Raw genomic sequence first — 12,665 nt, 5'->3', positions numbered from 1 at the left:
TGGAGTTTGCTCCCTATTTCACATATGATAGAGATAGTTAAAAAACAGATAGGGGACGATACGAATATGGGTAAATTATTATTGACTGGCGTGGACGGAAACCTTGGACATCAGGCAGCGGAATATCTTTTGAATTTGGTAGATAAAGACAAATTGATTTTCTGCGCGTACAGCGAAGCGGCCTTACAGAAATATGCAAACCTCGGCATTGAAACGCATGTCACAAACTTCAATCATAAAGACGGCTTGGTGGAAGCTTTTGCCAACGCTGATAAAGTCGCATTGATTTCGATGCCTTTCGTAGGCGAAAAGCGCCAAAATGCACATAGAAATGTGGTGGATGCCGCTAAAGAAGCCGGCGTGCAGCAAATCATCTACACGTCACTAGTAAACGCAGCGGACGAATCCAATCCAAGCGTCGAAAAAATCGATCATATCTATACCGAAAACTACATCAAGGAAGTCGGCATGGATCATATCTTCCTGCGCAACTCCCAATATGCCGAAGCCATGATCACGAACTACTTCACCTTCGTGAAAATGGGCGGCGTTATGCAAAATAATCAGGCGGATGGCAAGATGGCCTATATTTCCCGCAAGGATTGCGCGAAAGCTGTTGCACATGCACTGGTATCGACCGACTATCATAACGCTGTATTGAACATCAACGGCGCAGAATTGATGACCATCACGGATTTCGTGAATTACGGCAATGAAGCGACCGGGAACAACGTCACTTACCAAGCCATCTCCGACGAAGAAAACTATGCCATCTTCGATGGCATGGGTGTTCCAAGAACCACAGAAGGCACATTCAAAAAAGACTCCGAAGCTCCCTTCTCTTCAGAAGGCATGGTCACATTCGGCGAGGCCATCCGCCTGGGCAAAATGGACAACTTCACCGATGATTTCAAAAAATTGAGTGGTGACGATCCAATCATCGTTAGCTACATGTTCGAACACGCCGATGACTTCCAGGTCGGCGAGCGCCACTCGGAGGATAAATAGTCCAGGAACAAAAAATGATTGAAACTCGTCTTCCTGCGCCCTAAAGTCAGAACTCAATCTCATGGAATGGCTCTGGAAATGGTTGAAGGAGTCTATAATTAGTAACGTGTTCTTCTCGAATAAAATTCATTGTTACAGACAAAGAGACAGCAACTTGAGGTGCATGCCCTCGCGTTGCTGTCTCTTTGTGGTTATTCAAAACATTCCAAACCGGCTGCTTATTCCACCTTATCAGTAGCCTCGTCATCGGTTCTATTTTTCTTTGCCTTTACTTTCATTATTCTGTGCCCTTCTATTTCGACGACCTCAAAAACATAGTCTTTGTAGCTTATGCTGTCACCCTTTACAGGGGTACGCCCCAAGCGATTGAAAATATAGCCGCCCACAGTGGAGACATCTTCTTCAAAATCTATGTCGAGCACTTCCGAAACGTCATCCAGCAATACCCGTCCAAGAAATTCATACTCATCTTGGCCGGTTTTGACCACTATGGGCTGTTCCTGTTCAAATTCATCGTAAATTTCTCCGACCAGTTCTTCCAATATATCCTCGGTAGAAACAATCCCTGCTGTCCCGCCAAATTCATCGACCACAACCGTTATATGGACCCTTTGGCCACGCATTGTTTTCAACAATTGAGCTATCGGCATGTTTTCCGGTATAAACAAAATATTCCTTTTGATCTGTGATAATGCCGTGATGGCCGAATCGCCCTCACTGGCTATGAGATCCCGCAAATGAATCATGCCGATGACGTTGTCTTTATCATCCTTGCAGAGCGGATATCTGATATGACCATATTTTTTGGCTACTTTACGTGCTTCATCAATACTATCATCCGTGTACAGACAAATCATATCCTGTCTTGGAACCATGACATCCTTTGCTATCCTATCGGTAAAATCAAAAACATTATCCAGGAGATTGCCTTCCATCCTGTCAATGATGCCATGGCGCCGGCTCGATTCCACAAGTAACCTGATTTCCTCCGGTGAGTGGGCAACATCAGACTCACTGGCCTGTTCAATGCCCCAAGAACGCAAAGTCTTATTGGAAATGCCGTTTAGAAGCCTGACAACCGGATAAAAGATTTTGTAGAACAACTTCAGCGATCCGGAAAGTGACATAGCTATTTTTTCCGCTTTTTGGATGGCCAGTGATTTAGGGATAAGTTCACCCAATACAATATGAAGAACCGTTATGATAGTGAACGCCAATACAAAAGAGATTGTCTTTCCAATAGCAGGGGGAAAGTTGGGAATCCATTCAAATACGGGTTCCAGCAATACTGCTATCGCAGGTTCCCCTAGCCACCCAAGTCCTAAAGAGGCTAGCGTAATGCCCAACTGGCAGGCAGAAAGATAGGCATCCAGTTGTGACGTAACCTCTAGAGCAACTTTCGCCTGGCGTGAACCGCCTTCAGCCAACTCGGATAGCCGCGTGTGCCGCACCTTAACCAATGAAAATTCAGCCGCAACAAAATAACCATTCAACAGGACTAAAAGAATTGCCAGAAAAACTTTTCCCAAACTCAAAAAAACATCCATGATAGCCACCTTCTCTTCATATTTCATTGTTCCCATTCCAAGTGTCTGCATGACAGGCAATCATCCGTTTAAAACGTTTGCCGGAAATTTCTGTTCCATCCTCAGCTAATAAGGCCCCGAGTATTTTTAAATAACCTGCCCACTTTCTGTATCATCAACTATTCGCTCTCGTTATCTTAATTATAGTTTCATTTAGCCCCAGACACTAATTTTACGAACTTATCCTTCGTATTCTGATAAAAAAATATAAAAGTTGAGCCTCTCAAGAAGATTTTCAAAATGTTTTATGCGATAATAGCAACGTTGTAAAAAAAGCAATATTTTATAGGAGGAGTTTTATGACTTATACTTTGACCACCAGGCTTATCGCTGAATTTATCGCCACAGCCATTTTAATTATTTTAGGTAACGGTTCCGTTGCAAACGTCGAATTAAAAGGGACAAAAGGACATGCCAGTGGTTGGTTAACCATCGCTGTCGGCTACGGGATGGGCGTGATGTTGCCGGCTATGATTTTCGGCAGTATTTCCGGCAACCACATCAACCCTGCTTTCTCAATCGGGTTAGCCATAAATGGTCTATTCCCTTGGGCGGAAGTCGGTCCGTATATCATTGCGCAACTATTGGGCGCTATGTTCGGTCAATTGGTTGTATATGCCATTTATAAACCATTTTATGACCAAACCGAAAATGTGGATCCTGTATTCGGTACTTTTTCAACGACTGACGCTGCAGACAGCCAACTAAACGGTTTTTTGACTGAATTCGTGGGATCCTTCATCCTCTTTTTCAGTGCATTGGGCATCACAAAAGCACCGTTCTTCGCCAATAACCAAGGAACGGCACACTTAGCCATCGGGTTTGTGGTACTTGTTCTGGTTGCTTCTGTTGGTGGTCCAACAGGCCCAGCCTTAAATCCCGCTCGTGATTTTGGACCTCGTATCATGCACGCAATTTTGCCATTGAAATATAAAGGTAGTTCTCACTGGGACTACGCGTGGGTCCCTGTCGTTGCACCTATTTTGGGCGCCATCGTCTCCGTGTTTCTATACAAATCCCTATTCATGATTGGCTAATTCGAAAAAGGGCTTCTTAAAAGGGAATGGTCTTTCTACTCCAAAAGTAATGCACACATTACTTTTGGAGTTTTTTTGCAGAAATGAGAAATACGAGCCTAGCCGAGGATTACGGAAAGCGTATAACGGGGAAAAGTCTACAGCAATTAAAAAAGGCCAAGATTCCTGTTACGGGATCTTGGCCTAAATTCGAGGTTTTCAGCTCTGACAGTCTAAACGTCATTGCAATACCTTCATGAACCGGATTTCGAAATATGCGGCAAACACTGCCAAGACCACAAAAATACCGATTTTTGTGATGAGGACCGGCAGAGGAATCGCTATTCCTGCCGCAACTTGGAACAGCATTTGGACAGGCAACATCACCCCCATGACCATACAAATGATCAGCAAAATCGAAAGAAGCATATAGCCCAGCCCTTCCCTCTTACGGAGGAGATACAGACAGCTGAATGCTAAGGGACTGATGATGCCCATATCCAAAACATAGGTTGGTTCCGTCGTATAGACCTCGATCATCGCCAAGGGACGGCTGGCCTGCAAGGCGCTGATGATATCGGGCAGCCAGGCGATGAAAAGTGCGATACCCGTCACTGCCAGAAAAGCATATATCCCTTTATACGGGAGTACATTCGTGATGGACTTTTCGACATCTGAATAATCCATGCCGCTCATCGCAATGATCAAGGCAAAGAGCGCAGATGAAAAAAGGGCGATATACACCAAATGGAGGGAATTATAGGTCACGCCAAACGCAATGTTTGCAGCATAATAGAGGAATAGAGCTATCATGGAGGCCAAGAGGATACGCCGCTTCACAGTCTTCCTTTTCAAGTCCAGCAGCGTTGCTGCAGCCAGCATCGGGACCCCCACCAAAAGAATGGTGAAGTCAGTCCCTTTGAAGATGGGTACTCTAAAAAAGGAATCATGGGCATAGATGCCATCCCCGTACATTTTGACGCTACCCCCGTACTGGTTGATGACGTCAAAAGGCTCTCCCCCTGATGTATAGAACAGCCCCGTGGCAGTAACCAGAACACTTAAAATGATAATCATGAATGAGAGGATATGCAGAACGTTGACCTTATTTTTTTTCATCGTATTCCCTGATTTCCTTAAAGAATGAATTTTAGCCTTTCACGTCTACTTTGTATCGCCAGACTCACAGATGGCCAGAAAGAGAAATCACAATAGTAAAATAGCCCTATTAGGTTAAACCATCCGTTCCAATTCATTCAACCAAAGTTCATAGCTGGCATCACTCGGCATGCGCCAATCGCCGCGCGGGGAAAGGCTGACCGAACCCACCTTCACGCCATCCGGCATGCAGGAGCGTTTGAATTGTTGGGTGAAGAATCGTTTGTAGAAAACCCTGAGCTGATTGATGATCGTTTGCCTATCACTGTCTTCAAAGGCGTGCTCAGCCAGGAAAACAATCTTTACAGGGCTGAAACCAAACCGCAAGACATAGTAAAGGAAAAAATCGTGCAGATCATAGGAGCCGATAACCTTTTCCGTCATCTGTTGGATGTTCCCGGTCTCATCGAGCGGAAGCAATTCTGGGCTGATCGGCGTATTGAGGATATCTTCCAACACGCTTTTGATATTGGGCTCGGCCGATTCAGCAAACCATGCTACTAAATATTTAACCAAGGTCTTCGGTATGCTGGCGTTGACGCCATACATGCTCATATGATCGCCGTTGTACGTGCACCACCCCAATGCCAACTCCGACAAATCGCCCGTGCCGATCACCAGCCCTTCCTCCTGGTTGGCGATATCCATTAAAATTTGGGTCCTTTCCCTGGCTTGGAGGTTCTCGTAGGTTATATTTTTTTCATTCGGATCATGGCCGATATCCTCCATGTGTTGGATGCATGCGTCCCGAATGGATATGTCTTTACTCGTGATCCCCAACTCCTGCATCAGTGATGCGGCATTAGCGTAGGTGCGATTGGACGTCCCAAATCCCGGCATGGTAACGCCGATGATATCTTTAACCGGACGCTGAAGCTGTTTATACGCATAATAGGTCACCAGCAAGGCTAATGTGGAATCGAGTCCCCCGGAAATCCCCAGCACCGCCATCTTGATGCCCGTCTTATCCAAACGTTGGGCCAATCCGGTTGCTTGAATGGTGAAGATGTCGGAACACGACTGCTCACGAGTCTGTTGTTCTACCGGGACAAAGGGCTTAGGGTCAACCTTGCGGCGGAAGTCAGTCGTTTCATTTTCCCTATCCTGGGCTTCAGAAGAGTCGTGCAGCTGGAAAACGACTGTTTGATAGTCATGGTTTTCCACTTTGCCCATGAAGGAATTAAACTTTCTGCGGTCATTCGTCAACCGCTCGATATCGATATCCTGGATGAGCAGGGTTTCCTGCAGGTTCATTCGGTCTTCTTGCAGCAAAGCTCCGTTTTCTGCGATGATCGCATGACCGCCAAAAACAAGATCGGTCGTAGATTCGCTAGGGCCAGATGAGGCATAAAGATAAGCTGCGATACATTTCGCAGACTGCACCGCCACCAGACTTTTACGGTAGGCCGACTTGCCCACCACTTCATTGCTGGCCGACAGGTTGAGGATCAGGTTGGCCCCGTAGAGCGCATGGTTGGAACTGGGCGGAATCGGAACCCATAGATCTTCGCAAATTTCCACGCCGATCACCAGCTCTGAACCGGCGTCTTTAAACAACAGGTTCTCGCAAAACGGAACCTCCTGCCCGCAGAGGCTGATTTTGTCGGAAATGCGATGGACGGATGAAGAAAACCAGCGTTTCTCGTAAAATTCATTGTAGTTAGGGATGAAGGTTTTGGGGACCACGCCCAAGATTTTGCCTTTGAAGAAAACGACCGCGCAATTGAAAAGCTGATTGTCTGCCCGCACAGGCATCCCTACCGCAATCACCATCTCAAGCGATTTTGTGCCCTGCAGCAATTCCGTTAACTCTTTCTCGGCCGCTTCCAGCAACAGACGTTGATGGAACAGGTCCCCGCTGCTGTAGCCCGTGATACTGAGTTCAGGGAATAAAAGCACGTTGACCTTTTGAGAAGCGGATTTAACGCTAACATTCAATATTTGTCGACAATTGAACACCGGATCCGCAACTCGAAGTAACGGAACAGCTACTCCTGCTCGGATAAACCCGAGCTCGTTTAAAGAAATCACAAGTAATCCTCTCCTTTTCCGAAAGAAACCCGCACGCGAAATAACGCTTTCATGTATAAACGGTAGCCGCACAAACAGCATCGCATACTGCTGTGACCATTTCATAGTTGTTTCTTGTTGGCACAGTTTGGCCGGATGGAACGATTTCAACACCTTTTCGTTGTTCCTCTATGCCCAAATTGTATCACACCGATAGATTCAAACGTTACTGTAGCACCCGAAATTGTATGGTTTAATAAAAGTCGCTATGAAGGCATTCAGGCGAATCCATTTTGATTTGAGAACGCCTCTTGTAAGCGTTATACTGAAAGAAAATATGTTTGGATGGTGAAACAGATGATATACGAATTCAGGTTGTCTTTACGGGATATCGGGATTCCTGTTTGGCGCGATATCCAGGTCGACTGCACCGATAGTTTTCACGACTTCAATACCTACATACAGGCGCTTTTCGACTGGAGCAGCATCTTCGAACACCGCTTCGAAATCACCCGCTCCGGAGGCGTAGAAATCCCTCCGGTCATCATCGAAGAAACTTCGATGGACGAGTATGAAGCCCTCGATGAGGAAGGCGACTTCGCGGATGCCTTTTCTGAAGACAGTTTTGATGAAAATTACGAGTTGGATTATGAAGAAGCTTTCGACGAGGACGAGTACAGACCCATCGGCTCCTATTTTGTGGATGTGGGCGACCAAGCAACCTACACCTATTTTACGGATGCCGTCCTCGAGATCGAGATTATTCTGACTGAAATAGTTGCCGCGCAGGAAGATGCAACCTATCCGCTCTGTACGGGTGCGGAAAATTTGGCACCTGAAGAAATGGACGACCGCGGCGATATTTTGCAGAAGAAGGCTAAGCTGATCAGCGTAAAAAAAGAGGAACTTGTCGCTGCCATCAATAAGGAACTTGCGCTTTTGGGCGATGCCATCAGCTACGATTCTGAATATGAAGAATTCCAGCACGATTTACACTTTGATGACGATGAAATCTATGACGAACCCTATGATGCAGAATCGGATAATTCCGACTGCTGAAATCCATTCTGAGTCGTCTGGCCTTATCCATTTGCTGCCGCCTTGCGCAATAACCAAAAAAACAGAAATCCCGTCATTGCGGGATTTCTGTTTTTTTGGTTCATCAGTCGGATGCCAAATTCAGGAATGTTTACAGATTTTTCTTCAGCCAATTCCCCACATTCATTTTAGCAGAACCTGCCTGGGAACCGGTTATGGAAAGGCCGTCTTTTACGGTGGCATTCGGACACTCTATTGCTATGTTCCTCACCGTTCCGCTCAATCGGCCGCCTTGCTTTACGCTAACGCTTTCAACACCATGCACGCACTCTGATAATCCCCTTGCAGTGCTTCCTTCAGGTACAGCCCGCGGTTCATAAGCTCATCGCCTCCGATTGGCTCTTCGTAGCCGGTCACGGCGTAGACTTTAGCTGGGTCGAGCCCTTTGAAGATGACTTTCTTGCGCTTCATGTTGGCGCGGTCCAAGACGCGGTAGTAGAAGTATATCGCTTCCTCTTTTTCCGGGCTGACGAATATCCAGGCCGCTTCATTTTGGGTCTCGAACGGGTTCAGGATGCGGTGGAATGTGCCGTATTGGATGAGTTTGCGGTGTTTTTTGTAAAAGGCGATCTGATCCTTCATCTCCGCTTTCTCTTCTTCTGACAAGGTAGTCACATCCAACTCATAGCCTAAGTTTCCGGCCATGGCCACATCCCCGCGCATCTTCATCGAAGTCATGCGGTGCACTTGGTGGTTTGGCACGGCGGATACGTGAGAGGCCATGCTGGAAATTGGCATCACCAAGCTAGTGCCGTACTGGATTTCCAAGCGCGCCACCGCATCGGTGTTGTCGCTTGTCCACGTTTGTGGCATGTAGTAAAGGATACCGGGGTCATAGCGTCCGCCACCGCCGGAACAACTTTCGAACAGAATGTGCGGATATTTGGTCACCAACGCTTCCATCACTTCATATAGACCCAGCATGTAGTTATGCAACACTTCACCCGGCAGCGCATTTTTCGCAGCTGTACCGATTTCTGTCATATTGCGGTTATAGTCCCACTTAATGTAATCGATCGGCACCTCATCCAAAATCTTCATCATCTGCGCTAGGATATCGTCCCGCACTTCCTTACGACTGAAATCGAGGACATACTGGCTACGTCCCAGCGATTTTTCCCTTCCAGGTGTATGGACGCACCAATCCGGATGCGCACGGTACAGTTCGCTGTCCCCGGAAATCATCTCTGGCTCAAACCACAAACCGAACAGCATGCCTTTTGCTTTGATTGCTTCTGACAAGGCCTTTAAGCCGTTCGGCAATTTCTTGTCATGAACGAACCAATCCCCTAAAGAGGAGTAATCATCGTCGCGTTTGCCGAACCAACCATCATCCAGCACAAATAGTTCTACGCCCAATGCAGCGGATTCTTCAGCCATCGCTTCGATTTTTTCAGGCGTGAAATCAAAGTAGGTCCCTTCCCAATTGTTGATGAGGACAGGCCGTTCGGCGAATTGATGGGCGCCGCGCACCAGATGTTTTTGATAGAACGGATGCAGCGTCTGCGACAGACCGTTCATGCCTTCGTCGCTGTATACCAACACGACTTCCGGCGTCTGGAAAGTTTCACCGGCAGCCAGCTTCCATTGGAAATGTTCCGGGCTGATTCCCATCTGAACCCGGGTTTGTGCGTAGGTATCGACCTCAACATTGGCGACGAATTCCCCACTGTAGACGAAGTGGAATCCGTATACTTCCCCTTGGTCTTCGTTTGCATCCTTGCCGGCCAAGGCCACGAATGGCTGATAGGCATGACTCGTGGTGCCGCGTTTGCTATCGAGGCGATGGATACCACGGACCAATGGCGAGCGTACGATTTGACGTTCCCTTCCCCAAGCGCCCGGCAACTGGATCATGTCGAAAGCACTGTCCGGAAAATCGATGGACATGCTCAAGGCTTTATTCAGATGAACGGTTTCTGTGCCGCTGTTCGTGAAGCGTGCAGAACGCGTCACAATCGGGTAGTCCGCAAACAAGGTATACACCAAGGTGACTTGCGCTTTCGTGATCACATCTTCCATCGTCAGAAGCAAGGTTTCAGCGGCTTCCTCTTTCGTCTCATAAGTCTGCGGCAAACCCGTCAAAGGCTGTTTGCCGGACAAAATTTCGTGCCCTTTGTAAGTCAGCAGGCTCACAGTCGTATTGTCAGCATACAGACATTCAAATGCCGATTCACGGAAATCACCGCTTCCATTACCAGGGAACTCCTGCGGCAAGGTCGCAAGCGAAAACTCGCGGCCCGTCACATCGTATGGGTTTGGCGCAAAAGCATTGTCCTGCCGTGGATAATCAGCCACTTGCGAAAAGGCATTGATCCTCTTTCCCCAGTATTGATGGGAAACATAGGTTTCTTCTTCAAGTGCGATCACATAGCTGACCGACTCGTTTTGCAAATGGAAATATTTTTTATCTTCGTTATACTGTATCGTCACATTTTTCGCTCCTTCATCATCCGTCTTCCGTGCCTGTCTTTCAGAAAATCAGTTTTTCGCCGTCCGCCGTGCTGTGCACGATAGCGAAGGTTTTCTTCGGTAAATCGACCGTCAGCAGGGCTGTTTCTTCTGCCGTTTTCCACGTCAAGGTGAACGTGCCTTCACCGGTATCTGTCGTCTCCAGTTCGCCATCGAAGGCTTTTGCGGTGTTACGGAAAGCCAACAGGCGGAACAGATCCTTCACGACCGCTCGTTCAGTCTCTTGTTTGATTTCGTCCAAACTGTAGTAATGTCGATTGATGTTCCGGCCTTCTTTGCTGTTCTCCAACAATTCCAGATCATTTTCTCCAGCAAACAAGCCCACGTAGTAAATTTGTGGAATTCCCGGCGTAAAGCATTGGATGGCTCGGGCCAATAAATAGGCATCATCGTTGTTGCCCAAAGCCGAATAGTATGTGCAATTGATTTGGTAGATGTCTAAATTGTTGTATGCTTCAGAACTGTAGATGCGTTTCAAATTCGCGCCCTTTTCATACAAGGATTGGACCGCAAAATCCACTTCTTCTTGGGTCAAAAGATCCTTTACATCGACAACGCCGATGCCATCATGCGTATCCAAGGTCGTGAACTGATTACGCGGGCAGATGTCCAGCCAATGCAGCAGTTTTTCCGCTTTGCCGCTATACAGGGCATGTAGCACCAGCATCGGCAAGGCAAAGTCATAAACCGGATAGCCTTTTTCGGCAATTTTTTGCTGGATCGTGTAGTGTTCATGGATCTCCGGCAATACCGTCACCTGATACGGTCTGAGGATATCTGCTGCATATTCCAGCATTTCCCAGATATCCGGTTCGACGAAGAAGCAATTTGTATCCAATCTTTTAACGGCATAAGCAAATGCGTCCAGACGGATGACGGAAGCTCCTTTATCTGCCAAGAAAGTCAGGGTATCCTTGATGAACGCACGGGTTGCTTCCGTTGCGACGTTCAAGTCGATTTGTTCCTCGGAGAAGGTACACCAGACTTTTTCCACCGTGCCATCCTTGAAGTGCGCGTCCTCGAATGGCGCTTTCGGTTTTCGTTTGTAGATCAGATCGATGTCGGCTTCGGTTGGTCGGTTCTCCGGCCAATACTCATTGTAGCGGATGAAGTAGTCCTTATAAGGCGAATCTTCCTTTTTTTCGAGGAAGTCGAGGTAATAGGGCGATTTCGCCGAAATGTGGTTGAGCATGAATTCATACATCATATAGTACTTCTCGCTGATTCGTTTGATGTCCTCCCAGCCGCCGAAAGACTCGTCCACTTTCGTGTAATCCATCGGAGAAAAACCTCGGTCACCTGAGGAAGGAAAGAACGGCAAGATGTGTACCCCGCCCACAACGCCTTTTAAATGGTGGTCCAATACGTATTCCAAATCTTTTAAGTTCTTGCCCAGGCTGTCCGGATAGGTAATCAGCATGGCTTCGTTTTTTATTTCCATCTTGTCACTCCTGTTTTGAGATATTTATTCCGTTATGATCCCTATTTCCCGCCTGTCGTGGCGATTCCCTCGATAAATTGTTTTTGGAAAATGACATAGAGGATGATCATTGGGATGATGGCAATCACGGAGCCAGCCATCAATTGTGGATAATTCGTCGTGAATTGGCCTTGTAGGCTGGCCAAACCGGCAGACAAGGTCATCTTGTCCTGGGACATGTTCACAACCAATGGCCACATCAAATCCTTGAAGGCGAACAGTGAAGTGAAAATCCCTAATGCAACCAAACCGGAACGCGCCAGCGGCATATAGATGCGGTAAAAAACTTGCCAAACCGTCGCGCCATCAATGGTGGCCGCTTCCATCAATTCATTCGGCAATTTAATGAAGAATTGTCGTAAGAGGAATGTACCAAAAGCAGATACAATTCCTGGGATGACAAGCGCGGAAACGGTGTTCAGCAAACCCAATTTCTGCACCAATAAGTACTGTGGCGTCAAATAGATTTGTGACGGAATCATCATTTGCGTCAAAACAATTCCAAAGAAAAGTTTCTTTCCTGGAAAGTCCAATTTCGCTACGGCAAAGGCAGCCATGGCACTGAATAAGGTTGACGTCAACACCCGGAAGGCAATCATGAGGCCGGTATTGATGTAAAAACTAACGAACGGCAAGGAATTCCAAACGGTTTTGTAATTTTCGATTTGGAATATTTTCGGGAATATTTGCGGTGGAATCTGCGTCGATTCACTGATGGTTTTTCCGGATGTCAACAACATCCATAAGAACGGGACAACCATCAGGAAAGAACCGATGATCAGGACGATATGAATCAACGTCACCATTTTTGTATTTTTTGTATGCATTCTCATTCAC

At 47.0% G+C, this 12,665-nt stretch carries 10 protein-coding genes; 3 read left to right on the top strand and 7 right to left on the bottom strand.

The genetic code is table 11. The annotated features are described in order from the left end of the window. Positions 1 to 66: 66 nt before the first annotated feature. Positions 67 to 1,008, top strand: coding sequence for an NmrA family NAD(P)-binding protein (locus tag BM101_RS00535; protein ID WP_087031279.1), 942 nt, complete (start codon positions 67 to 69; stop codon positions 1,006 to 1,008). A gap of 218 nt (positions 1,009 to 1,226) precedes the next feature. Here the strand turns inward: BM101_RS00535 and BM101_RS00530 are convergent, their stop codons facing one another. After that, positions 1,227 to 2,582: a hemolysin family protein gene (locus tag BM101_RS00530; RefSeq protein WP_218149841.1), complete on the bottom strand. Its 1,356-nt coding sequence runs from the start codon at positions 2,580 to 2,582 to the stop codon at positions 1,227 to 1,229. Positions 2,583 to 2,893: 311 nt separating this feature from the next. On the opposite strand from BM101_RS00530, the gene BM101_RS00525 reads away from it, so the two are divergent. Further along, positions 2,894 to 3,631: an MIP/aquaporin family protein gene (locus BM101_RS00525; RefSeq protein ID WP_087031276.1), complete on the top strand. Its 738-nt coding sequence runs from the start codon at positions 2,894 to 2,896 to the stop codon at positions 3,629 to 3,631. Between the two features lie 219 nt (positions 3,632 to 3,850). Here the strand turns inward: BM101_RS00525 and BM101_RS00520 are convergent, their stop codons facing one another. Both BM101_RS00520 and BM101_RS00515 read right to left on the bottom strand, forming a co-directional pair. Beyond that, on the bottom strand, positions 3,851 to 4,729 hold the full coding sequence (locus BM101_RS00520) for a hypothetical protein (protein ID WP_087031273.1): 879 nt from the start codon (positions 4,727 to 4,729) through the stop codon (positions 3,851 to 3,853). 114 nt (positions 4,730 to 4,843) lie between these two features. Further along, complete coding sequence (locus BM101_RS00515) at positions 4,844 to 6,880, bottom strand: NAD(+) synthase (RefSeq protein WP_087032090.1); 2,037 nt, start codon at positions 6,878 to 6,880, stop codon at positions 4,844 to 4,846. A 255-nt stretch (positions 6,881 to 7,135) separates the two neighbouring features. Between BM101_RS00515 and BM101_RS00510 the strand changes: the two genes are divergently transcribed. Continuing rightward, the gene (locus BM101_RS00510; RefSeq protein WP_179193083.1) at positions 7,136 to 7,837 is read left to right on the top strand and encodes an IS1096 element passenger TnpR family protein; all 702 of its coding nucleotides are present in this window, start codon (positions 7,136 to 7,138) and stop codon (positions 7,835 to 7,837) included. 23 nt (positions 7,838 to 7,860) lie between these two features. Here BM101_RS00510 and BM101_RS14295 read toward each other — a convergent pair whose 3' ends face one another. The 4 genes from BM101_RS14295 to BM101_RS00495 all read right to left on the bottom strand — a co-directional run bounded on the left by BM101_RS14295 (position 7,861) and on the right by BM101_RS00495 (position 12,661). Then, the gene (locus tag BM101_RS14295; RefSeq protein WP_256212086.1) at positions 7,861 to 7,989 is read right to left on the bottom strand and encodes a hypothetical protein; all 129 of its coding nucleotides are present in this window, start codon (positions 7,987 to 7,989) and stop codon (positions 7,861 to 7,863) included. Positions 7,990 to 8,113: 124 nt separating this feature from the next. Continuing rightward, positions 8,114 to 10,309: an alpha-galactosidase gene (locus BM101_RS00505; protein ID WP_087031267.1), complete on the bottom strand. Its 2,196-nt coding sequence runs from the start codon at positions 10,307 to 10,309 to the stop codon at positions 8,114 to 8,116. 40 nt (positions 10,310 to 10,349) lie between these two features. Then, on the bottom strand, positions 10,350 to 11,789 hold the full coding sequence (gene gtfA, locus BM101_RS00500; RefSeq protein WP_087031264.1) for a sucrose phosphorylase: 1,440 nt from the start codon (positions 11,787 to 11,789) through the stop codon (positions 10,350 to 10,352). A gap of 41 nt (positions 11,790 to 11,830) precedes the next feature. Continuing rightward, entirely contained in the window at positions 11,831 to 12,661 is an 831-nt protein-coding gene (locus BM101_RS00495) for a carbohydrate ABC transporter permease (RefSeq protein ID WP_087031261.1), read from the bottom strand. Positions 12,662 to 12,665: the final 4 nt, after the last annotated feature.

Origin of the sequence: Trichococcus palustris, assembly GCF_900114465.1 — a bacterium.
In the GTDB taxonomy this organism is placed as follows: domain Bacteria; phylum Bacillota; class Bacilli; order Lactobacillales; family Aerococcaceae; genus Trichococcus; species Trichococcus palustris.
The sequence above is the reverse complement of the archived record's forward strand: the minus strand, read 5'-3'. Positions and strand labels throughout refer to the sequence as shown.